Here is a 21,663-nt window from a genome sequence, read left to right as displayed (position 1 = left end):
AGTCAGCCCCCCAGATGATGGTCTGCGATCATCGCGAGCATCACCACGGCGCCGAGGTAGTGGTTGTTCTTGAATGCCCGCAGGCAGTCGGCCGGCTCGCGTTCGGCGATCAGGAACTGGTGGTAGAACATCAGCATCGCCACGATCACCAGCCCCGCCGTGTAGTAGCCGCCGAACCCGGCATGCTGGCCAATCAGGTAGAGCCCCAGCCAGACGAGCACCTGGAGTCCCGCCGTAATCAGCCGGTCCATTTCGCCGAACGCGATGGCGGTGGACTTCACCCCGATTTTCAGGTCGTCCTCGCGGTCGATCATGCCGTAGAAGGTGTCATACACCACGGTCCAGGCCAGCACGGTCACGTACAGTAGCCAGGCGAGAGGGGGCGGGTGGTCCCCTGTGACCGCGGTAAAGGCCATGGGCACCGCCCAGGCGAAGGCCGCGCCCAGGTGCACCTGCGGAAAGTGGTGGAAGCGCTTGGCGAAGGGATAGGTGGCGGCCAGCACCACTGCGACCAGGGAATAGAGAATGGTCAGCAGGTTGGTGAACAGCACCAGCATGAAGGCGGTCAGAGCGAGAACCGCGAAGGTCACGAGCGCCTCGTTCGGGGTGATCGTGCCGAGCGCCAGCGGGCGGTCGCGCGTGCGGGCGACATGGACGTCGAAGTCGCGATCCGCGTAGTCGTTGATCGCGCAGCCGGCCGAGCGCATCAGCACGACGCCGGCAGCGAAGATGAAGATCAGCGAACCCGGCGGCCAGCCCTCGGCCGCGACCCACAGCGCCCACAGGGTCGGCCACAGCAGCAGATAGATGCCGACGGGCCGGTCCAGTCGGACCAGTCGGGCCAGTTCCCACAGGCGTGCACGTGCGTCCATGGCGGCCAAGCTTACCAGCCCGGCGCGCCGGATGAAGGCAGGCTGGGTCGGCCGGGCATCTCCGGCCGGATATTGCTGCCGCGGTAAGCAGGACCCGCATCAGCCGATGGGGGTGCCACACGCACTGGGGGAATGCCCGCCGGATCAGGCCGGGTCGGTTTCGTGACGCAGTTGGTGCAATACGGGGGTGGTGTCGGGGTGGACGCCGCGCCAGATCGCGAAGGCCTCGGCGGCCTGCTCGACCAGCATGCCCAGGCCGTCCGCCGTCTGCCGACAGTCGGCATTCCGGGCCCAGTCGAGGAACCGGGCCGCACCCGGGCCGTAGACCAGGTCGTAGGCCAGGCTGTCCGGGTGCACCAGCGTCGCGGGCAGGCTCAGGCCCTCGTCGGACAGACCCGCGGCGGTGGCGTTGACGACCAGGTCGAACGGGCCAGTGGGCAGGGCCTCGAGGCCGCAGGCGGAGAGTTCGGTCTCAATCGCCAGGTCGGCGAAGTCCTCGGCCAGCGCCTCGGCCCGCGCCGCAGTGCGGTTGGCGATCACCAGCTGTGCGGGGTGGCGCTCCAGCAGGGGCTGTAGCAGCCCGCGGGTCGCGCCGCCGGCCCCGAGGATCAGGATGCGCCGGCCGGGCACTTCGCCACCCAGGCGGTCGAGGTCGCGGCAGAAGCCGATGCCGTCGGTGTTGTCGCCGTGGAGCTGGCGCTCCTCGTCGCGCCAGAGGGTGTTCACGGCGCCGGCGCGCCGGGCACGGTCGGTCAGCACCCGGGCCAGGGCGAAGGCCTCTTCCTTGAACGGGACGGTCACGTTCAGGCCGCGGAACCCGGAGGAGAACCACGCCCAGACCTCCTCGGCGAACTGCCCCGGGGTGCCCAGCAGGGCCTCGTAGGTCAGGTGCTGGCCGGTCTGTTCGGCGAACAGGGCATGGATGCGCGGCGACAGCGAATGGCGGATCGGGTTGCCGACCACGCCATAACGATCCGGGCGCGGCTCGCTCATCGGGCCGCGTCCTCCGCCAGCCATTCGGCCACGGTGCGGGCGTAGTAGGTCAGGATGCCGTCGGCCCCCGCGCGCTTCATGCCGGTCAGGGCCTCCAGCACGCAGGCGCGTTCGTCGAGCCAGCCGCGTTCGGCGGCGGCCTTGAGCATCGCGTACTCGCCGGAGACGTGATAGACGAAGGTCGGGCGCTGGAACTCGTCGCGAATCCGGCGGACCACGTCCAGATACGGCATCCCCGGCTTGACCATCACCATGTCGGCGCCCTCGGCCAGGTCGAGCGCGACCTCGTGCAAGGCCTCGTCGCCGTTGGCCGGGTCCATCTGGTAGGTCTCCTTGCCGCCCTTGCCCAGATTGCCGGCTGAGCCCACCGCATCGCGGAACGGCCCGTAGAAGGCCGAGGCGTACTTGGCGGAGTAGGCGAGGATGCGCGTGTGTACGTGCCCGCCGTCCTCCAGTGCGCTGCGGATCGCGCCGATGCGCCCGTCCATCATGTCGGAGGGGGCGACCACGTCGGCCCCGGCCGCGGCATGCGACAGCGCCTGCTTCACCAGGGCCTCGACGGTGATGTCGTTCACCACGTAGCCGTCGTCGTCGATGATGCCGTCCTGGCCGTGGGTGGTGAACGGGTCCAGGGCGACGTCAGTGATTACGCCCAGCTCGGGGTGGGCCTGCTTCAGTGCGCGAACCGCGCGCTGGGCCAGGCCCTCGGGGTTCCAGGCCTCGGCGGCATCCAGGCCCTTCTTCTCGCTCGGGACCACCGGGAACAGGGCCAGCGCCGGGATGCCGAGGCGCACGGCCGCGGCTGCCTCCTCCAGCAGCAGGTCGATGGTGACGCGTTCCACGCCGGGCATCGACGGCACCGCCTCGCGCACCCCCTCGCCCTCGGTGACGAACACTGGCAGGATCAGGTCGTCCGCGCACAGGTGATGCTCGCGCATCAGGCGGCGGGAGAAGGCGTCGCGGCGCATGCGGCGCGGACGGCCGGCGGGATAGGGGGCGATCGGTGCGGTCATGCGGGTCGTCCTTGTTGGTGGGTCAGCCGGCGGACTCGGCCAGCCAGTCGCGCGGCTTCAGATAGCGCTCGTAGAGTTCGGCCTCGGGCGTGCCGGCCTCCGGCTGGTAGTTGTATTCCCAGCGCACCAGCGGCGGCAGCGACATCAGGATCGACTCGGTGCGCCCGCCCGACTGCAGGCCGAACAGGGTACCGCGGTCGTAGACCAGGTTGAACTCGACATAGCGCCCGCGCCGGTAGAGCTGGAACTGGCGCTCGCGCTCGCCGTATTCGGTCGCGTGGCGACGCTCGACGATCGGGCCATAGGCATCCAGATAGGCATTGCCGACGCTCTGCATGTAGCCGAAGGCGTGCTCGAAGCCACCCTCGCTGAAGTCGTCGAAGAACAGCCCGCCGACGCCGCGCGGCTCGTCGCGGTGCTTGAGGTGGAAGTACTCGTCGCACCACTGCTTGTGCGCCGGGTAGAGGTGCTCGCCGAACGGGCGGCAGGCGGCCTCGGCGGTGCGGTGCCAGTGGATGCAGTCCTCGTCGAAACCGTAGTACGGGGTCAGGTCGAAGCCGCCGCCGAACCACCAGATCGGCTCCTCGCCGGGCTTCTCCGCGATGAAGAAGCGCACGTTCGCGTGCGAGGTTGGCACATACGGGTTGTGCGGGTGGATCACCAGCGACACGCCGGTGGCCTGGAACGAGCGCCCGGCCATCTCCGGGCGGTGCGCGGTGGCCGAGGCCGGGAGGTTGTCGCCCATCACATGGGAGAAGTTGACCCCGGCCTGCTCGAACACCGCGCCCTCGCGCAGTACGCGGGTGCGGCCGCCGCCCCCGGCCGGGCGTTCCCAGGCATCCTCCTGGAAGCGAGCCTGGCCGTCCAGGCCCTCGAGGCCCTGGCAGATGCGGTCCTGCAGGCCCTGCAGGTATTCGATCACGCGGTCGATGGAGACGTTGTCCTGGCTCATGCTGCGTCCCGGTTGATCAGTTGTCGGTATTGGTGTCGGGTTCCGGCGCTCCCCGGACCCAGGCCCCGGTGCGGGCATCGCGGATCGCGCTGGGTGCGGTGCGCCCGCCACATTCTGCCTGCAGGATCGCGTCGATGCCTGTCCCGAGCTGCGTGGCCACGCAGTCCCAGCTGCGACAGGGCTTCGCGCCCGCGCGGTTGGCGCTGGTGGAGACCAGGGCGCTGGCGGAGGCCGCGCACAGCGCGCGCGTCTCCGGGTGGGCGGTGACGCGTACCGCGAGGCTGTTGTGTTCGCCGCGCAGCAGCGGCGGGCAGGCATCGGTGACGGGTAGCAGCCAGGTGGTCGGCCCAGGCCAGCTGGCGTCGATCTCGGCCCGGCGTTCGGCCGGTAGCGGCGCCAGCCAGGGTGCGAGGCGCTCCAGCCGGTCGGTGACCACGATCAGCCCCTTGGCGGCCGGGCGGCCCTTGACCTCGAGGATGCGATCGATCGCCTGAAGGTCATCCGGGCGGCAGCCAAGGCCGAAGACCGCCTCGGTGGGGTAGGCGATCACGCCGCCGTCGCGCACGCACTGCGCGACGGGCTCGATCTCGGGGGTTAGCAGCGGTTGGCTATTCGGGTCCACGGTCGCCGGAGGGCTGGGCACTCAGGCGGCTGTCGCCGCTGCCGGATTTCGCGCTACCAGACTTGGCGGTCGAAGCCTTCTTGGCCGGGGCCTTCTTCGACGTGCTCGTCTTCTTTGCGGTGGCCTTTTTCGTGCCCGTCTTGCTGGCGGCCTTCTTGGTGGTGGCTGCCTTTTTCGTGGTCGTCTTCTTTGCGGTCGACGACTTGGAGGCGGTCTTCCCGGAGGACTTGCCGGTCGACTTGGCCGCCCCCTTGCGGCCGCGGCCCTTGCGTTCCGGGGCGGCGGCGATCAGTTCCTGGCACTGCTCCAGCGTCAGGGACTTGGGATCGGTCTCCTTGGGGATCTTGGCGTTCTTCTTGCCGTCGGTCACATACGGTCCGTAGCGGCCGTTGAGGACCTGGATGCCCTCTTCGTCGAAGCTCTTGATGAACCGTTCGGCGTCCTTCTTCTTCTTCTCGGCGACAATCTCCAGCGCGCGTGGCAGCTCGATGGTCCAGACGTCGTCGTCCGGGCCGAGGGAGGCGTACTTCGAGCCGTACTTCACGTACGGGCCGAAGCGGCCGATGTTGACCATCACCGGTTCGCCGTCGGGCGTCTCGCCGAGGTCACGCGGCAGCTTGAACAGCTCCAGCGCCTCGTCGAGGGTGATCTTGTCCATCTTCTGCCCGGGCAGCAGGCCGGCGAAGCGCGGCTTCTCCTCGTCGTCCTTGGTGCCGATCTGCACGATCGGGCCGAAACGGCCCAGGCGCACGCTGACCGGGCGCCCGCTCTTCGGATCGGTGCCGAGCTCGCGCGACTGCACGGCCTCGGCGCGGGTGACGTTTTCTTCCTTCTCCTTCACCCGGTCGCGGAAGTCGCCCCAGAAATCCTCCAGCACCGGGACCCAGTCCTTCTCGCCGCGCGAGATCGCGTCCAGCTCGTCCTCGAGCTTTGCGGTGAAGTCGTAGTCCACGTAGCGGTCGAAGTGCTGGGTCAGGAAGCTGTTCACGATCCGGCCGGTATCGGTCGGGATGAAGCGCTTGCCGTCCATCTCCACGTACTCGCGCGACTGCAGCGTGGAGATGATGCTGGCGTAGGTGGACGGACGGCCGATGCCGTATTCCTCCAGGGTCTTCACCAGGCTGGCCTCGGTGTAGCGCGGCGGCGGCTCGGTGAAGTGCTGGTCGGCGGTGACCTCTTCGAGTTTGACCGTGTCGCCCTCGGCCATTTCCGGCAGGCGCTTGTCCTCGTCGTCATCCTGCGCGTCGTCGCGGCCCTCCTGGTAGACCGCGATGAAACCGGGGTCGACCAGGGTGGAGCCGGTGGCGCGGAACTGGTGCCGGCTGTCGCCCGGGACCAGATCGGCGGCGACGGTGTCGAAGGTCGCGTGGATCATCTGGCAGGCGACGGTGCGCTTCCAGATCAGGTCGTACAGCCGTGCCTGGTCACTGGTCAGGCGAGCCCGGACCTCGTTCGGCAGGCGGCGCACGGAGGTCGGGCGGATGGCCTCGTGGGCCTCCTGCGCGTTCTTCGATTTCGTCTTGTACTGGCGCGGGCTGTCGGGGACGTTGTTGTCGCCGTAACGCTCCTCGATCAGGCCGCGGATCTCGCCAATCGCCTCGCCGGCCAGGGCCACCGAGTCGGTACGCATGTAGGTGATCAGGCCGATCGCGCCGGAGCCCAGATCGATCCCCTCGTACAGCTGCTGCGCGGTGCGCATGGTGCGCGACGCGGTAAAGCCCAGCTTGCGTGAGGCCTCCTGCTGCAGGGTCGAGGTGGTGAACGGCGCGGCCGGGTTGCGGCGGCGCTGCTTCTTCTCGACCTTCGCGACGCGCAGCTCGCCGTTCGCGGCCTCGGTCAGGCGCTTCTGGGCGTCATGTGCGAGTTCGGCGCTGTTCAGGTCGAACTGGTCCAGCTTGTTGCCGTCCAGGTAGGTCAGGCGCGCGGTGAACGGCTGCTCCTGGCGCTCGACCTTCGCATCCAGGGTCCAGTATTCGCGCGGGACGAAGGCCTCGATCTCGTCCTCGCGCTCGCAGATCATACGCAGTGCCGGGCTCTGCACGCGCCCGGCGGACAGGCCGCGCTTGATCTTGCGCCACAGCAGCGGGGAGAGGTTGAAGCCGACCAGATAGTCCAGCGCGCGGCGCGCCTGCTGGGCGTCGATCAGCGGCTGGGCCAGGTCGCGCGGCTCCTCGATCGCCTGCTGGATCGCCTTCTTGGTGATCTCGTGGAACACGACCCGATGCACGCCGCGATCGTCCAGCAGGCCGCGGTCGCGCAGCACCTCGTAGAGATGCCAGGAGATCGCCTCGCCTTCGCGGTCGGGGTCAGTCGCGAGGATCAGGTCGTCGGATTTCTTCAGCGCCTTCGCGATCGCCTCGATCTGCTTTTCGCTGCGTTCGATGATGTCGTACTTCATGCGGAACCCGTTTTCCGGGTCCACCGCGCCCTCCTTGGGCACCAGGTCGCGCACATGGCCATAGGAAGCCATGACCTGGTAGTCCGGGCCGAGGTACTTTTCGATGGTCTTGCCCTTGGCGGGCGACTCTACGATGACGAGGTGCTTGCTCATGTCGCTCGGGACCGTCTCCGTGGCAGCGGGTTCCGTATCGGGGCGATCGCGGTCGCGTGGCAGCGACCGGGTTCACGGGCGCTAAAGACTAGAGGAGGAAATGCCGGTTGGCTACCGCTTCGTTGCCGAAGGACGGGGGATTCAGTGCAGATAATCCACGGCCGAAGGGCCGGCATCGTCGCGCATCACCTCTTCCAGGCGGGAATAGGCGATCGCGTCGTCGGGCTGGTTGAACAGCACCATCAGCACCACCCAGCGCAGCTGGTCGAGATCGATCTCCTCGGCGTCCAGCTCCATCACGCGGTCCAGCACCAGCTCGCGGGTGCCGGCGGTTAGCAGCCCGTTTTGCTCCAGGTGCAGCAGGAAGCCGTGCGCCTCGGTGTCCAGGCGCTTGCGCTCCTCCGGGGCATAGATGCGCTGGGCCGCGCTGTCGCCGCCGCGGCCGGTGAGGGGGGCCTCGCTCATCAGGCGATCCAGCCAGCCCATGGCGCGGTCAATCTCCGGGCGGGCGAAACCGGCCTCCACCAGGTGGCGTTCCAGTTCCGCGCGATCCGGCTCCTCGTCGGATTCCTCGTCCATGGTGTGCTCGAACAGGTACATGAGCACATCCAGCACGCTTTCGTTCATGATTCAGGGGATCCTGCGTCGAGGCGCTGGTAGCGCCCGTGGTCGAGGGCGGCCACACGGCCGTTGAGTTCCAGCAAAACCAGCATGGATGAAAGCCGTTCGATGGTCAATTTGGTGCGATCCCGCAGGGTTTCCAGCGGAATCGGGTCAAAACCCATCGCGTTCAGCACGCGTTCCTGCTCGGGGTCCAGGGGCTCCCGGGCCGGTTCCGGCGATGTGCCGGGCGTCTCCCCGGGGGCGACACCGAGCCAGTCCGCGAGGTCCTCCAGCACTTCGTCGGCCGATTCCACGAGTTGAGCGCCGTCACGGATCAGGCGATGGCAGCCGCGGCTAACCGGGCTCAGGACCGAGCCGGGCACTGCGTAGACCTGCCGGCCCTGTTCCGCCGCCAGGCGGGCGGTGATCAGCGAGCCGCTCTTCAGCGCGGCCTCGACGACGACCGTCCCCAGGGCCATGCCGCTGATCACCCGGTTGCGCTGCGGGAAGTTGCGCGCCAGCGGGCGTGTGCCGGTTGGCCACAGCGAGACGACCAGGCCGTGATCCGCGATGCGGTGGGTGAGGCGGCGATGCTGGGCGGGGTAGATGCGGTCCGGGCCGGTCGCGACGACCGCGATCGTGCGGCCACCGGCGGCGGCCAGGGCTCCCTCGTGCGCGGCCCCGTCGATGCCGCGCGCCAGACCGCTGGTCACGACCACGCCGGCACAGGCAAGCTCGCGCGCGAACTCGCCGGCCAGGCGTTCGCCCTGCGGCGTGCACTCGCGCGCGCCGATGATCGCGATCTGCGGGCGATGCAACAGCGCTGGATCACCGTTGAGATACAGGACGGGCGGCGGATCGGGGAGTTCGGCCAGCAGCGGCGGGTAGTCCGGGTCGTCGCGGCACAGCAGGTGATGTCGCTCGTCCTGCTCCAGCCAGGCCTGGTCGGCATCGGCGCCTGCCGTGCGGGCCGCCGGGTCGATGTCCAGGTCGACGCCGTGGCGCCGCCATTCGCCTGGGGGAGCGGCCAGGGCGGCGCCGGGCCCGCCAAAGGCGCTGACCAGGTGCAGCAGGCGCTGGTGGCCGAGCCCCGGGGTGTTGATCAGTTCCAGCCAGTCGCGGTGATGTCCCGCCCGGTCCCGGTCGTCGGCCATCGGTGGTCCTGATGCCCGTGCGAGCGGATCAGTGCGACGGATGGCGGACCTTGTCGCCCTCGCGCAGGGTGCGCTCGGCTTCCGTGACCAGGATGTAGGAGACCTTCTCGAAGGTCTGGAACACCATCACGGTGCCGATCGATTCCTCGGGCAGCGTGACGACCTTGTTCGGCTGGTCGCTGACCGGATCGCGAACCTGACGGCCGGCGGTGTAGGCCGTCATGACCTGGCCGTTCTCGATACCGTCGCGCGCGCCGCGGTTGATGATCGCGGCCTGCAGCTGGCCGATCTGACTGATCGCGTCGAACAGGGAGATGATCGTCCCCTCCATGTCCTCCGGCGGGCGCCCGATCTCGAACAGCATGTCCTGCTCGTCGGCAAAGGGGACCAGACGGTCGCCGCGGATGGCCTCGCGCTCGCCCTTGCGGATGTTCGCGCGGGCCACATTGCCGGGCTCGACGATCTCCGCCTCGCCAATCGGCAGGGTCGCGATGCCCAGCTTCTCGCCCGTGTCCGGATCTACCAGCTCGCCGTCGCGACGCACGATGTGATAGAGGTCGTATTGCTGCGTGTCTTCGGCGTTGCGCACGTAGACACGGTCGCCCGGGCCGAAGATCACGCGCTCGTCCTGCGAGGCGAGGATGTAGGGGGCGTTGTCCAGCGTTTCGTCGTCCAGCACCTGCGGGCGGAACATGAACGACTGCAGGGTGGAGATCGGGGTCACGTCCTCTTCGCGCTCCACCACCCGGATCTCGGGCGACAGGCGCTTGGTCGGGCGCACGCGCGGGCCGCCGTCCACGGTGATGCGCGGCTCGCCATCCACGTAATAGATGCTGAGGACGTCGCCCGGGTAGATCAGATGGGGGTTCTCGACCTCCGGGTTCACCAGCCAGATCTCCGGCCAGTACCAGGGGTCGCGCAGGAACATCGCGGCGATGTCCCACAGGGTGTCGCCCTCGCGGACCACATAGCGTTCGGGCGCCGATTCCCGCAGTTCGGGTTCGGGCTCCGGGGTTTCGGAAACGTCGGAGGCCCGGCCGTTTTCGCGGGAGCTGTCCTCGTCGCGGGCCGTTTGCGTGGCTTCTGTGTCCGAAGAGGTGGTCGCCCCCTCTTCGGTCTGGGTGGCTGCGCAGGCGCCGAGCAACAGCGTTACACTGAGTAAAATGCCCGGCAGAACGAAGGTCGTGGTCGCCCTGGTCTTGTACATTACTGTCCCCTGTCAGGTCCGCGCGCTCCCCGAGCCTTCCCTTGCTTTAGCCCGGCCCCATGCGGATGACGCAATTCCGCGGATATTGCGGTCCAACGTTAGCAGAATTGCGTCATCTGTACAGTACAAAGTTTGAGGTTTTTCATGGCCAAGCGCGAAATACTGCATTTTCCGGATCCCCGTCTGCGGCTGAAGGCGGAGCCGGTGGAGACGGTGGACGACGAGATCCGCACTCTGGTCGACGACATGCTGGAAACGATGTACGACGCCCCGGGCATTGGTCTGGCGGCCACCCAGATCAACGTGCAAAAGCGGGTGCTGGTGGCGGATGTCTCCGATGACCAGAGCGCGCCGCACGTGCTGATCAACCCCGAGATCCTCGAGACCTCCGGCGAGGAGGAGATGGACGAGGGCTGCCTGTCGGTGCCCGGATTCTACGAACGGGTGCAGCGCGCCGACCATATCCGCGTGCGCGCCCTCGGCCGTGATGGCCAGCCCTTCGAACTGGACATCAATGGTCTTCTGGCCGTCTGCATCCAGCACGAGATTGACCACCTCGACGGCAAGCTGTTCGTGGACTACCTCTCCAGCCTGAAGCGCAATCGCATCCGCAAGAAGCTGGAGAAGCAGGGCGCGCGGGCCGGCGCGGGAGACAAGGCCGCGGCGCCTGCCGTCTGATGGGAGTGGCGGACACGGACGTCGAGTCCCTGCGCATTGTCTATGCCGGCACGCCCGACTTCGCGGTCCCCGCGCTGGAGGCCCTGATCGAGCGTGGCCCGCGGCCCGTGGCCGTGTATACCCAGCCGGATCGCCCGGCGGGGCGCGGACGTCAGCTGCGCCCGAGTCCGGTCAAGGTCGCCGCCGAGGCAGCCGGCATCCCGGTGCTGCAGCCGGAATCCCTGAAATCGCCCGAGGCGCAGGCCGAACTGGCCGCCTGGCGCCCGGATATCCTGGTCGTGGCGGCCTACGGGCTGATTCTGCCGCGCGCCGTGCTGGACATTCCCCCTCGGGGCGGACTGAACATCCATGCCTCGCTGCTGCCTCGCTGGCGCGGCGCCGCGCCGATCCACCGCGCGATCCTGGCCGGTGACACCGAGACCGGGGTCTGCCTGATGCAGATGGCGCCCGGCCTGGACACGGGGCCGGTGCACGCCTGTCGCGCGACCCCGATCACGGAAACGACCACCACCGGCGAACTCCACGACACGCTGGCCGCGATGGGCGCCGAACTGCTGCTGGAGCAGCTGCCCGGGATCCTCGCGGGCCGCTCGCAGCCGGAACCGCAGGACGATGCCCACGCGACCTACGCGCACAAGCTGGAGAAAGACGAGGCCTGGCTCGACTTTGCCCGCCCGGCGGTGGAGCTGGATCGCCAGGTGCGGGCCTTCAACCCCTGGCCGGTCGCCCAGGCGCGCTGGGGCGAGCAGGTGATCCGCGTGCATGCCTCGAGCCCGCTGCCCGGGCCGGCGGATCCGGAGCCGGGCACCATCCGTGCCGCGGGCCGCGACGGGGTGGAGATCGGCACCGGGGAGGGCCGGCTGCGTCTGGAAACCGTGCAGCTGCCGGGCAAGCGTCCGGTCGCGGCCGCGGACTGGGCCAACACCACGGCGCTGGTCGGGCAGCGCCTCTTGGGCGGCTGAGCGATGGCGGGCAAGCGCTCCGGACGGATCGTGCCCTCGCGGGTGGACTCGCGCTCCCCGCGGCAGCGAGCACTGGAGGCGGCCGAGGGGGTCGTTCTGCAGGGGCATTCCCTGACGCGCGCGGTCGAGCACGCGACCGACGGACTGAATGCCCGCGACGCGGCCTGGGTGCAGGCGCTGGCCTACACCACGCTGCGCTGGTATCCGCAGCTGTCGGCGCTGGTGAACGGGTTCCTGGAGCGCCCGCTGCGCAAGAAAGACGCGGTGATCGGTGTGCTGTTGGCGCAGGGGCTGGCCGAACTGATGCATTTCTCCACCCGGGACCACGCGGCGGTGCGCGAGACCGCGGAACTCGCGCGGGCGATCCATCGCCCCGGTGCCGTGGGGCTGATCAATGCGGTACTGCGGCGCGCGCAGCGCGAGCAGGATGCCCTGGAGGCCGCGGTCCGGGAAGACCCGGCGCTGCGTTATGCCGTTCCGGAATGGCTGCTGGAGGCGATCCGCGCCTCCTGGCCCGACGACTGGGAGGCGCTGCTGGAGGCGGCCACCCGGCCCGCGCCCATGACCCTGCGCGTGAACCTGTCCCGCATCTCGCGCGAGGACGCCCTCCAGGCACTGGTCGTGGCGGGCCACCCCGCGCAGCCGCATCCGCAACTGGAGGCGGCCCTGACCCTGGAGGAGCCCGCCGACGTGGCCCGGCTGCCCGGTTTTGCCGAGGGTCGGCTCTCGGTGCAGGACGCGTCCGCGCAGTGGGCAGCGGTGCTGCTCGATCCGCAGCCGGGCGAGCGTGTGCTGGATGCCTGCGCGGCCCCGGGCGGCAAGACCGGGCACTTGCTGGAGCGGGCCCGTGGCGAACTCCGGTTGACCGCGCTGGACAGCGACGCCGAGCGCCTGGTGCAGGTGCGCGAGAACCTGGACCGGCTGGGTTTTGCCGCGCAGCTGACCGCGGCCGACGTGGGCGACCCCGATGCCTGGTGGGACGGCCAGCCCTTCGATGCGATCCTGCTGGATGTCCCCTGCTCGGCGACCGGAGTGATCCGGCGCCACCCGGACATCAAGACCCTGCGCCGCGCCGACGACATCCCGCGCCTGGCGGCGGAGCAGGCGCGTATCCTGGAGGCGGCCTGGGGGTTGCTGCGCCCCGGAGGGCGTCTGCTGTACGCGACCTGCTCGCTGTTGGCCGAGGAGAATGACGCGGTGGTTTCGGGCTTTCTCCAGCGTACGCCGGATGCGCGGGCGCTGGCGCCCGAGGGTGGTCCGCCGATCGCCGGCGCCCGCGCGCGGTCGGCGGGCTGGGCGCTGCCACTGGGCCTGGAAGGCGGTGATGGCTTCTACTACGCGTTGTTGACGAAGGATTGAGCCATGCGCGCGGGGCGGTCGGTGATCGGATTTCTGATGGCATGGTTGCTCGTCCTGGCGCTTTTCCCGGTCACGGCACAGGCGCTGGAGATCCGTGACGCCCGCCACCTTTGGATGGACGATGACACCCTGCTGGTGCGCCTGCTGCTCGATATGCGGCTGCCTCAGGTGCTGGAGGAGGCGCTGGCCAATGGTGTCACGCTGGAGTTCGAGGCCGAGGCGCGTATCGAACAAGATCGCTGGCTGGGGCGGGAGTCCGTGCAGAGCGAGACACGCCGCGTCAAGCTGCAATACTTTGCGCTGAACCGCTACTTCCTGGTAACCGACGTGAACGACGACCGGATGGAGCTCAAACCGACCCTGGGCGATGCCCTGGAGCATGTGGCCCGGCGACTCGGGCGCCTGCCGATGCATGGCGTGCCGGGTGCGGTGCGCGAGCGTCCGGAAGACTACAACATGGCGGCGCGCCTGCTCCTGGTGTATTCGGCGCTGCCCTTGCCGTTGCAGCTGGATGCCGGACTGCGCGGCGACCTCACCACCCGGCGGGAGTGGCACCGATGGTCCCTGGATTAGGGAAACGCTGGTCAATGTACACGCTTGCTGCTTCGTCGCTCTTGCGTGCGAACAAGGCGCGGCGACGGCCGTGCAGTCATTCTGCACAAGGGCGCCGAAACGCCGTTCCCGCGCCCGTTATTGATAACAACGGGCGGCCGAGCCCCTTGGGGTTGGTACCCCAGGTTCCCCGATCCTGCGTTGCGCCCCGAATCAATCAAGAACGGGCGGGTAGAACCACTACCCGCTGCGCGACGCACCTGGTCTCGGAAAACCTGGGTTGCCAACGCGAGGGTGTACATTGATCAGCGTTTCCCTAAGGCGCTTCCCGTGGGGCCTGCTGGGCATGGGCCTGCTGTTCCTGCTGCTGCTGACCTCGCTGGTGGTCATGGGCGGGGCGGCGCAGGACCAGGCCCGCTTCGAGCAGCTGTTCCTGTGGCTGCTGGTATTCCACGCCGCAATCCTACTGGTGCTGGGTGGCCTGATCATCCATCAGTTCGTGCGCATGGTCGCCCAGTATCGCAAGGGCGTGCCCGGCAGTCGCCTGACGCTGAGGCTGGTCGGGGGCTTCATGCTGGTCGCGGTGCTGCCGGTCTCGGTCGTCTATTACTTCTCCTTCGAGTTCCTGAACGAGGGCGTGGATTCGTGGTTCGACGTGCGCGTGGATTCCGCCCTGGAGGACGCCCTGGAGCTGTCGCGTTCGTCGCTGGATCTGCGTGTGCGCCAGCTGGCGACCGAGACGCAGGAGATGATGAGCGAGCTGGAAGGCGTGTCCGAGGGCCTGGTCCCGCTGGCCCTGAATGACTATCGCCGCCAGGTCGAGGCCCAGGAACTGACCCTGGTCGGTTCCAACAACCGCATCATCGCCTCCTCCACCGACAGCCCGATCCGCCGCCTGCCGAGCCCGCCGGGGGCCGATATCCTGATGCGGGTCCGCCCGGAGCAGCCCTACTCTCGACTGGAGCCGCAGCCCGATGGCTCGCTGGTCATCCGTGTGGTGGCCACCACCAGCAGTCGCCGACCGGGGGCGGAGAACCGCATCCTGCAGGGGATCTACCCGGTGGACCCGCGCATGTCGGCACTGTCGCAGCGCGTGGAGGATGCCTTCGCCGGCTACCGCGAGTTCGCCTACCTGCGCGGCCCCATTATCCAGGGCTTTATCTTCACCCTGTCGCTGGCCCTGGCGATCTCCCTGATGGCGGCGTTGTGGGCCGGACTGCTGGTCGCGCGACGTATGGTGCGCCCGATCTCCGACCTGGTGCAGGGGACACGCTCGGTCGCGGCCGGGGACTATTCCACCCGGCTCGCGGTGCAACGGGCCGACGAGCTGGGTTTTCTGGTGCAGTCGTTCAACGCCATGACGCGCACGCTGAACGAGGCCCGTGACGAGGCCGAGCGCAACCGCCGCCTGCTGGATGCCGAGCGTGCCTATCTGGAGAGTGTCCTCCAGCATCTCCGTTCCGGCGTGCTGGCGCTGGACGGCAGTCTGCGCCTGCGCACCGCCAACGAGGCCGCCGGCCAGATCCTGGAGTGCGAGCTGCAGGGCGCCCGCACCCGTCCGATCTCCGAGTTGGGTGTCGAGTGCCCGCTGGTCGGGCAGTTCTTCGAGGCGATCAGCGATGCCCTGGTGCGGCAGGAGGACGAATGGTCACGGCAGGTGGTCGTATTCACCCGCAGCGGGCGCAAGGTACTGATGACGCGCGCCGTCTGGCTGCCGACCTCGGGCTCCAGCCGCGGCCTGCATGCGATCGTGTTCGATGACATGACCGAGTTCCTGAAGGCGCAGCGCGACGCCGCCTGGGGCGAGGTAGCACGCCGCCTGGCGCACGAGATCAAGAACCCGTTGACTCCGATCCAGCTCTCTGCCGAGCGTCTGTCGCGCCGTCTGGGCAAGGTCCTGGACGGGGCCGACCGTGATGTTCTGGATCGTGCGACCGGCACGATCATCCAGCAGGTGGAGGCCATGAAGACGCTGGTCAACGCCTTCCGCGACTACGCCCAGGCCCCGCGCCTGGAGCTTGGTTCGGTGGACCTGAACCAGCTGATCCAGGATGTATGCGAGCTGTATGTCGATTCCGACGGGCATTCCCGTGTGCAGACCGATCTGGAGCCGGAGCTCCCCGGGATACGTGGCGATGCCGGACGCCTGCGCCAGCTGTTGCACAACCTCATCAAGAATGCGCTGGAGGCCGGCAAGGAGCAGGACGGGTTCACGGTCCATATCGCGACAGCCTATCTCGACGATCCGGCCGGGCCGCACATCGAGCTGCGCGTAACCGACACCGGCCCTGGGATCAAGCCCGACCTCCTGGAGCGCATCTTTGAGCCCTACACGACGGACAAGCCACGTGGAACCGGTCTCGGTTTGGCGGTCGCACAGAAGATCGTCGAGGAACATGGGGGCATGATTGAGTGCCATAATGCACCGGCGGGCGAAGGCGGGGCCGTCTTCCGCATCCGCATCCCGGTGGAGCATACCCCGCAGGCCCTGGCCCACGAGGAACGGGAATGAGCGAACCCTACGTACTGGTCGTCGACGACGAACCGGATATCCGGATGCTGTTGCAGGATGTCCTCGAGGACGAGGGCTACCAGGTGGCGCTGGCCGGCTCGGTGACCGAGGCCAAGGCCCAGCGCCGCAGCCGGCGACCCGATCTGATCCTGCTCGACGTCTGGATGCCGGACGGTGACGGGATATCCCTGCTCAAGGAATGGGGCGACGACGAGGGCCTGCCGTGCCCGGTGGTGATGATCTCCGGGCACGGCAACGTGGAGACTGCCGTCGATGCCACGCGGCTGGGCGCCTATGACTTCATCGAAAAGCCGCTGTCGATCGACAAGCTGCTGATCACGCTGAACAACGCCCTGGAGGCTGCCCGCCTGCAGCGCGAGAATGTGGGTCTGAAACGCCATGCCGGCACGGTCGCCGATCCGGTGGGCGGCAGTGCCGTGATGGTGAATCTGCGCGACCAGGTGCAGCGCATGGCGCAGCACGACACCTGGGTGCTGATCACCGGCGAACCCGGGGTGGGCAAGCAGACCTTCGCCCGCCTTCTGCATGCGCGCAGCGCGCGCCGGGACAGTCCGTTCATCGTGGTCTCGGTCGGTTCGCTGTCGGGCGAGGAGGCGATTGGCGAGCTGTTCGGCAGCGAGCAGGGCGACCGCGTGCGCTATGGCTTGCTGGAGCAGGCGGGCGGTGGCGTGCTGTTTCTCGACGAGGTCGCGGAGATGGACATGCAGACGCAGGGCCGGCTGCTGCATGCCCTGGACACCCAGCGCATCACCCGGATCGGGGGCGACCAGCCGATCAGCGTCAATGTACGGGTGATCGCCGCCACTCAGCACGATCTCGGCGAGGCCGTGGAGCAGGGCCGGTTTCGCGAGGACCTGTATTACCGGCTGAACGTACTGCCACTGGCGATCCCACCGCTGCGCGAGCACGCGGAGGACATCCCGGAGCTGCTGGACTACCATATGCGTCATCTGCACCAGCAGGAAGGCCTGCCGATGCGGGTGTTCCAGCGTCCGGCGCTGGAGCGGCTGCAGCAGTATCAGTGGCCCGGCAATGTGCGCGAGCTGCGCAACCTCGTGCAGCGGATGATGATCCTCGGCTCCGGCGACGAGATCACCCGCGACGAGGTCGAGCGCACCCTGACCGGCCAGCCGCAGCGCGGCGATGAGTTCGAGGAGGGGGCGCTGGCGATCCCCGACCTGCCGCTGCGCGAGGCGCGCGAGCAGTTCGAGCGCGAGTATCTGATCCAGCAACTGGAGCGTTCGGAAGGCAACATGACACGGCTGGCCGAGCGGGTGGGGCTGGAGCGCACCCATCTCTATCGCAAGTTCAAGGCACTGGGCATCGATCCAAAACGGGTGAAGGCCGACGGCTGAGGCGCCAGGGAGACATTCGTTTACCTGGCACGGCGCCCTGACATCTCCGGGACGGGAGACGCATGAAGCACATCATCATCCTCGGCGCCGGGCAGGTGGGCCAGTCACTGGCCGAGGCCCTGAGCGCCGACGGCATCGACATCACCATCGTCGACTCCCGCGCCGAGCGCCTGGCCGAGCTGGAGGATCAGTTCGACATCAAGACGGTGAATGGCTTCGCCTCGCACCCGAGCGTGCTGGAGGTCGCCGGGGCTCAGGACGCCTCGATGGTCATTGCGGTGACCGACTCCGACGAAGTGAACATGATCGCCTGTCAGGTCGCCTCCACCCTGTTCAACGTCGAAACCAAGATCGCCCGCGTGCGCTCGCGGGACTACCACGAGACTCCGGCACTGTTCGCCCAGGATGCGATGCCGGTGGACATGCTGATCTCGCCGGAGGCGATCGTCACCCGCCATATCCACCGCCTGATCGAGCATCCGGGCTCGCTGCAGGTGCTGGAGTTCGCCGAGGGGCTGGTGTCGCTGGTTGGCGTGCGCGCCTACTACGGTGGGCCGCTGGTCGGGCACGAGCTGAAAAACCTCAAAAGCGACATGCCCGGCATCCACACCCGGGTCGCCGCCATCTTTCGCAAGAACCGCTCCATCCAGCCGGATGGCGATACCGTGATCGAGGCCGACGACGAGGTCTTCTTCGTCGCGGCGAAGAAGAACATCCGCGCGGTGACCTCGGAGCTGCGCAAGATGGAAAAGCCGTACAAGCGCATCATGATCGCCGGGGGTGGCAATATCGGCGAGCGCCTGGCGGAGACGCTCAGCAAGCGTTATCGGGTCAAGGTGATCGAGCGTGATCCCGACCGTGCGGACTACCTCGCGCGCTTGCTGCCCAGCAATGTGCTCGTGCTGCATGGCGACAGCGCGGACGACCGCTTCCTCGAATCGATCGGCATCGAGCACAATGATGTCTTCTGCGCGGTGACCAACGACGACCAGGCGAACATCTTTGCCGGCATGCTGGCCAAGCGCTGGGGCGTGCGCAAGGTAATGTCGCTGATCAACCGCCCGAGCTATGTGGACCTGCTGCAAAGCGGCACGATCGATGTCGCGATTTCGCCGCAGCAGGCGACCATCAGCGCGCTGCTGGCACGCGTGCGCGAGGGCGGGACGGCCACCGTGCACACCCTGCGTCGCGGCGCGGCCGAGGCGATCGAGACGGTGGTGAACGGCGATGCCCGCACCTCGCAGGTGGTCGGCCGGCAGATCGAGGAGATCGACTTCCCCGAGGGCACGAGCGTGGGCGCGGTGGTGCGCGGCGAGGACGTGATCATCCCGCACCACGACACGGTGATCGAGGCCGGCGACCACGTGATCCTGTTCCTGACCGACCGGCGCAAGGTCAAGCAGGTGCAGCGCCTGTTCCAGCCCTCCGCGCTGTTCTTCTAGGTCGTACTGGCCGATGCTGCATTTCGCATCCACCGCCCGCCTGCTTGGGGTCCTGCTGACGCTGTTCAGCCTGACCATGCTGCCGCCGGCGCTGATCGGCTTTCTCTATGGCGAATCCACGGCCTGGGTGTTTCTGCAGGCGTTCGCGCTGTTGCTGCTGATCGGCGGGATCCTGTGGGGCTCGCTGTACAAGGCGCGCTGCGAGCTGCAGGTGCGTGACGGTTTCATCCTGGTGGTGCTGTTCTGGCTGGGGCTGGGGATCGCCGGGGCGGCACCGCTGGTGCTGGACCCGAACCTGCCGGTCTCGTTTACCGATGCGGTGTTCGAGTCGATGTCAGGACTCACCACCACCGGGGCGACGGTGCTTACCGGGCTGGACGACCTGCCGCGCGCGATCCTGTGGTATCGCCAGCAGCTGCAGTGGCTGGGGGGCATGGGGATCATCGTGCTGGCGGTGGCGATCCTGCCGCTGCTGGGCGTGGGCGGCATGCAGCTGTTCAAGGCCGAAACCCCCGGCCCGATCCGCGACAACAAGCTGACCCCGCGCATTGCCGAGACCGCGCGCAACCTCTGGTACATCTACCTGGGTCTGACCGTGGCCTGTGCGCTGGCCTACTGGGCCGCCGGGATGGAGGCCTTCGACGCGGTTGCGCACTCGTTTACCACGGTGGCTATCGGCGGCTTCTCGACCTATGACGCCAGCATCGGCCACTTCGATTCGGTGGCGATCGAGACGGTCGCGATCGCGTTCATGATCCTCGGCGGGATGAACTTTGCGCTGCACTTCCTGGTGCTGCACCGCGCGACCTGGAAGCCCTACCAGCGGGATGAGGAACTGCGCACCTACCTGCTGGTGCTCGGTTCCGCCGTGATTGTGGTGGTCGGTTTCATGCTCTGGAGCGGTTTCACCGACCAGGTCGGTGATGCCCTGCGTCGGGGGGTGTTCCATGTCGTCTCTATCGCGACTACCACGGGTTATGCGACCGATGCCTTCTATCTCTGGCCGGGGTTCCTGCCGGTTCTGCTGATCTTCCTGTCCTTTATTGGAGGTTGCACGGGCTCCACCGGCGGCGGGATGAAGGTGGTGCGCGTGCTGCTGCTGGCCAAGCAGGGCCTGCGCGAGATCAAGCGCCTGATCCATCCCCATGCCCGAATCGCGGTGAAGGTGAACGGCAAGGAGGCGCCCGACCGCGTGGTCCAGGCGGTCTGGGGCTTCCTCGCCGCCTACGTAATGGTCTTCGTGGTGATGATGCTGGCGCTGATGGCCTCGGGACTCGATCAGGTCACGTCGTTTTCTGCGGTAGCCGCGACCCTGAACAACCTTGGCCCGGGGCTGGGCGAAGTCGGGCCCAACTTTCAGTCGATCAACGACTTCAGCAAGTGGGTGCTGGTGCTGGCCATGCTGATGGGCCGGCTGGAAATCTTTACCGTGCTGGTGCTTCTGTCGCCCGCCTTCTGGCGGCGTTAGCCTGAAGATATCCAGAAGGAGGAGCCCTATGAGTGACATGATCGAACGCTTCCAGAACATGCTGGATGGCGGACAGGACTCCGCGATGCTGCGTTTTTCGCTGGGCAATGCCCTGGCAACCGACGGCCAGAAGGAGGCCGCGATCCCGCACCTGGAACGCGCGCTGGAACTGGATGGCGGCTATTCCGCCGCCTGGAAGCTGCTGGCCAAGACCCTCGTCGACCTGGAGCGGCCGCAGGCCGCGCTCTCCACCTGCGAGCGCGGCATGGCCATCGCTACCGAGAAGGGCGACCTGCAGGCGGTGAAAGAGATGGAGGTCTATGCGAAGCGCGCACGCAAGCAGCTCGACGCGGGCGGGGGCGCATGAGCGAACAGGTCGGGGAGGGCCGTTCGAGTCCTGAGGCGGGCGCCTATCAGGCCCCGCTGACCGCCCGTCATTTCGCCCCGCGCTACTGGGGCAGCTGGCTGTTGCTGGGCGTGGCCTGGGTGCTGCAGGAGATGCCGCGCCCGGCCGTGCATGCGCTGGCCCGGGGACTCGGGCGGCTGATCCGCAAGGGCGCCGGGCGCAGCCGCGCGGTGGTGGAGCGCAACCTCGAGCTGTGTTTCCCCGAGATGACCCCGGCTGAGCGCGAGAAGCGCATGGAGGCCTATTACCGCTACCAGGCGCAGACCGTGCTGGACTACGGCCTGCTCTGGTTCGGCAAGCCCGGCCAGCACGCCGCGCGCATCCGCGTGGAGGGGCTGGAGCACTACGAGCGCCTGCAGGTGGCCGGCACGCCGGTGATCATCCTTGCCCCGCACTCCTTGGCACTGGACTACGGCGGCGTGCGCATGAGCCAGATGTACGACGGCGTGTCGTTCGCCAAGCCGATGAAGAACCCGGTGCTGGAGTGGATCAACCATCGCAGCCGCACACGCTACTCGGGCGACATCTTCGCCCGCGAGCAGGGCCTGCGCCCGGCCATTCGCCAGCTCCGCCGCGGCCGTTTCTTCTATTACCTGCCGGACGAGGACCTCGGTGCCGAGGGGGCGGTGTTCGTCGACTTCTTCGGGGTCCCCAAGGCGACGCTCACCGCGCTGGGCCGCCTGGCGCGTATGTCGAAGGCGGCCGTGCTGCCCAGCTTCGCCTGGTACGACTCGGTGGCGGACCAGTACGTGATGCGCCTTTGGCCGCCGCTCGTGGGCTTCCCCGGCGGCGACGATCATGCCGATGCCCGGCAGATGAATCAGGCCATCGAACGCGGGATTACGCAGGCCCCGGCCCAGTACCTGTGGTCCATGCGCCTGTTCCGCACCCGCCCCGAGGGCGAGCCGCAGCTCTATCCCAGCCGCAAGCGCTGATCGTCC

The 21,663-nt window shown here is 68.0% G+C and carries 19 protein-coding genes; 10 read left to right on the top strand and 9 right to left on the bottom strand.

Annotated elements, in window-relative coordinates:
* Positions 1-2: 2 nt before the first annotated feature.
* From ubiA to G372_RS0109785, 9 genes are all read right to left on the bottom strand, one after another.
* Positions 3-872 (bottom strand): 4-hydroxybenzoate octaprenyltransferase, encoded by an 870-nt coding sequence (gene ubiA, locus G372_RS0109825; RefSeq protein ID WP_019624062.1) that lies wholly within the window; start codon positions 870-872, stop codon positions 3-5.
* A gap of 144 nt (positions 873-1,016) precedes the next feature.
* The gene (aroE, locus tag G372_RS0109820) at positions 1,017-1,865 is read right to left on the bottom strand and encodes a shikimate dehydrogenase (RefSeq protein WP_019624063.1); all 849 of its coding nucleotides are present in this window, start codon (positions 1,863-1,865) and stop codon (positions 1,017-1,019) included.
* Positions 1,862-2,878, bottom strand: a complete 1,017-nt coding sequence (gene hemB / locus G372_RS0109815; RefSeq protein WP_019624064.1) for a porphobilinogen synthase — start codon at positions 2,876-2,878, stop codon at positions 1,862-1,864. Before hemB ends, aroE begins: the two co-directional genes overlap by 4 nt.
* 22 nt (positions 2,879-2,900) lie before the next feature.
* Positions 2,901-3,830 (bottom strand): oxygen-dependent coproporphyrinogen oxidase, encoded by a 930-nt coding sequence (gene hemF / locus G372_RS0109810; RefSeq protein ID WP_018864620.1) that lies wholly within the window; start codon positions 3,828-3,830, stop codon positions 2,901-2,903.
* 16 nt (positions 3,831-3,846) lie between these two features.
* Positions 3,847-4,452: an L-threonylcarbamoyladenylate synthase type 1 TsaC gene (gene tsaC, locus G372_RS0109805; RefSeq protein WP_019624065.1), complete on the bottom strand. Its 606-nt coding sequence runs from the start codon at positions 4,450-4,452 to the stop codon at positions 3,847-3,849.
* Entirely contained in the window at positions 4,439-7,003 is a 2,565-nt protein-coding gene (locus G372_RS0109800; RefSeq protein WP_019624066.1) for a DNA topoisomerase I, read from the bottom strand. The genes tsaC and G372_RS0109800 overlap by 14 nt, the downstream gene beginning before the upstream one ends.
* Before the next feature lie 141 nt (positions 7,004-7,144).
* Positions 7,145-7,630, bottom strand: coding sequence for a Smg family protein (locus G372_RS0109795; RefSeq protein ID WP_018864623.1), 486 nt, complete (start codon positions 7,628-7,630; stop codon positions 7,145-7,147).
* Positions 7,627-8,760, bottom strand: a complete 1,134-nt coding sequence (dprA, locus tag G372_RS0109790; protein ID WP_018864624.1) for a DNA-processing protein DprA — start codon at positions 8,758-8,760, stop codon at positions 7,627-7,629. Before dprA ends, G372_RS0109795 begins: the two co-directional genes overlap by 4 nt.
* A gap of 28 nt (positions 8,761-8,788) precedes the next feature.
* Entirely contained in the window at positions 8,789-9,967 is a 1,179-nt protein-coding gene (locus G372_RS0109785) for a LysM peptidoglycan-binding domain-containing protein (protein ID WP_019624067.1), read from the bottom strand.
* 144 nt (positions 9,968-10,111) lie between these two features.
* On the opposite strand from G372_RS0109785, the gene def reads away from it, so the two are divergent.
* The 10 genes from def (at position 10,112) to G372_RS0109735 (ending at position 21,657) form a co-directional block, all read left to right on the top strand.
* Complete coding sequence (gene def, locus G372_RS0109780; protein WP_018864626.1) at positions 10,112-10,645, top strand: peptide deformylase; 534 nt, start codon at positions 10,112-10,114, stop codon at positions 10,643-10,645.
* Complete coding sequence (gene fmt / locus G372_RS0109775) at positions 10,645-11,607, top strand: methionyl-tRNA formyltransferase (protein WP_018864627.1); 963 nt, start codon at positions 10,645-10,647, stop codon at positions 11,605-11,607. Before def ends, fmt begins: the two co-directional genes overlap by 1 nt.
* Before the next feature lie 3 nt (positions 11,608-11,610).
* On the top strand, positions 11,611-12,966 hold the full coding sequence (gene rsmB / locus G372_RS0109770) for a 16S rRNA (cytosine(967)-C(5))-methyltransferase RsmB (RefSeq protein ID WP_018864628.1): 1,356 nt from the start codon (positions 11,611-11,613) through the stop codon (positions 12,964-12,966).
* Between the two features lie 3 nt (positions 12,967-12,969).
* Complete coding sequence (locus tag G372_RS0109765) at positions 12,970-13,539, top strand: DUF4390 domain-containing protein (RefSeq protein ID WP_018864629.1); 570 nt, start codon at positions 12,970-12,972, stop codon at positions 13,537-13,539.
* A 280-nt stretch (positions 13,540-13,819) separates the two neighbouring features.
* Positions 13,820-16,030, top strand: a complete 2,211-nt coding sequence (locus tag G372_RS0109760; protein WP_038070493.1) for an ATP-binding protein — start codon at positions 13,820-13,822, stop codon at positions 16,028-16,030.
* On the top strand, positions 16,027-17,406 hold the full coding sequence (locus G372_RS0109755) for a sigma-54-dependent transcriptional regulator (protein ID WP_018864631.1): 1,380 nt from the start codon (positions 16,027-16,029) through the stop codon (positions 17,404-17,406). The genes G372_RS0109760 and G372_RS0109755 overlap by 4 nt, the downstream gene beginning before the upstream one ends.
* A 62-nt stretch (positions 17,407-17,468) precedes the next feature.
* Entirely contained in the window at positions 17,469-18,848 is a 1,380-nt protein-coding gene (gene trkA / locus G372_RS0109750) for a Trk system potassium transporter TrkA (RefSeq protein ID WP_018864632.1), read from the top strand.
* Positions 18,849-18,861: 13 nt separating this feature from the next.
* Positions 18,862-20,316: a TrkH family potassium uptake protein gene (locus G372_RS0109745; RefSeq protein WP_018864633.1), complete on the top strand. Its 1,455-nt coding sequence runs from the start codon at positions 18,862-18,864 to the stop codon at positions 20,314-20,316.
* A 28-nt stretch (positions 20,317-20,344) separates the two neighbouring features.
* Positions 20,345-20,683: a tetratricopeptide repeat protein gene (locus tag G372_RS0109740; RefSeq protein WP_018864634.1), complete on the top strand. Its 339-nt coding sequence runs from the start codon at positions 20,345-20,347 to the stop codon at positions 20,681-20,683.
* Positions 20,680-21,657: an LpxL/LpxP family acyltransferase gene (locus G372_RS0109735; protein WP_018864635.1), complete on the top strand. Its 978-nt coding sequence runs from the start codon at positions 20,680-20,682 to the stop codon at positions 21,655-21,657. The genes G372_RS0109740 and G372_RS0109735 overlap by 4 nt, the downstream gene beginning before the upstream one ends.
* Positions 21,658-21,663 lie beyond the last annotated feature (6 nt).

Origin of the sequence: Thioalkalivibrio thiocyanoxidans ARh2 (genome assembly GCF_000385215.1) — a bacterium.
Taxonomy (GTDB): Bacteria; Pseudomonadota; Gammaproteobacteria; order Ectothiorhodospirales; family Ectothiorhodospiraceae; genus Thioalkalivibrio; species Thioalkalivibrio thiocyanoxidans.
This window is presented reverse-complemented; position numbering and strand designations above follow the sequence as displayed.

Excerpts from the sequence above, each read along its gene's own strand:
- ubiA (WP_019624062.1), bottom strand. The coding sequence starts at position 872 with ATGGACGCACGTGCACGCCTGTGGGAACTGGCCCGACTGGTCCGACTG.
- aroE (WP_019624063.1), bottom strand. The coding sequence starts at position 1,865 with ATGAGCGAGCCGCGCCCGGATCGTTATGGCGTGGTCGGCAACCCGATC.
- hemB (WP_019624064.1), bottom strand. The coding sequence starts at position 2,878 with ATGACCGCACCGATCGCCCCCTATCCCGCCGGCCGTCCGCGCCGCATG.
- hemF (WP_018864620.1), bottom strand. The coding sequence starts at position 3,830 with ATGAGCCAGGACAACGTCTCCATCGACCGCGTGATCGAATACCTGCAG.
- G372_RS0109800 (WP_019624066.1), bottom strand. The coding sequence starts at position 7,003 with ATGAGCAAGCACCTCGTCATCGTAGAGTCGCCCGCCAAGGGCAAGACC.
- G372_RS0109795 (WP_018864623.1), bottom strand. The coding sequence starts at position 7,630 with ATGAACGAAAGCGTGCTGGATGTGCTCATGTACCTGTTCGAGCACACC.
- dprA (WP_018864624.1), bottom strand. The coding sequence starts at position 8,760 with ATGGCCGACGACCGGGACCGGGCGGGACATCACCGCGACTGGCTGGAA.
- G372_RS0109785 (WP_019624067.1), bottom strand. The coding sequence starts at position 9,967 with ATGTACAAGACCAGGGCGACCACGACCTTCGTTCTGCCGGGCATTTTA.
- def (WP_018864626.1), top strand. The coding sequence starts at position 10,112 with ATGGCCAAGCGCGAAATACTGCATTTTCCGGATCCCCGTCTGCGGCTG.
- fmt (WP_018864627.1), top strand. The coding sequence starts at position 10,645 with ATGGGAGTGGCGGACACGGACGTCGAGTCCCTGCGCATTGTCTATGCC.
- rsmB (WP_018864628.1), top strand. The coding sequence starts at position 11,611 with ATGGCGGGCAAGCGCTCCGGACGGATCGTGCCCTCGCGGGTGGACTCG.
- G372_RS0109765 (WP_018864629.1), top strand. The coding sequence starts at position 12,970 with ATGCGCGCGGGGCGGTCGGTGATCGGATTTCTGATGGCATGGTTGCTC.
- G372_RS0109755 (WP_018864631.1), top strand. The coding sequence starts at position 16,027 with ATGAGCGAACCCTACGTACTGGTCGTCGACGACGAACCGGATATCCGG.
- trkA (WP_018864632.1), top strand. The coding sequence starts at position 17,469 with ATGAAGCACATCATCATCCTCGGCGCCGGGCAGGTGGGCCAGTCACTG.
- G372_RS0109745 (WP_018864633.1), top strand. The coding sequence starts at position 18,862 with ATGCTGCATTTCGCATCCACCGCCCGCCTGCTTGGGGTCCTGCTGACG.
- G372_RS0109740 (WP_018864634.1), top strand. The coding sequence starts at position 20,345 with ATGAGTGACATGATCGAACGCTTCCAGAACATGCTGGATGGCGGACAG.
- G372_RS0109735 (WP_018864635.1), top strand. The coding sequence starts at position 20,680 with ATGAGCGAACAGGTCGGGGAGGGCCGTTCGAGTCCTGAGGCGGGCGCC.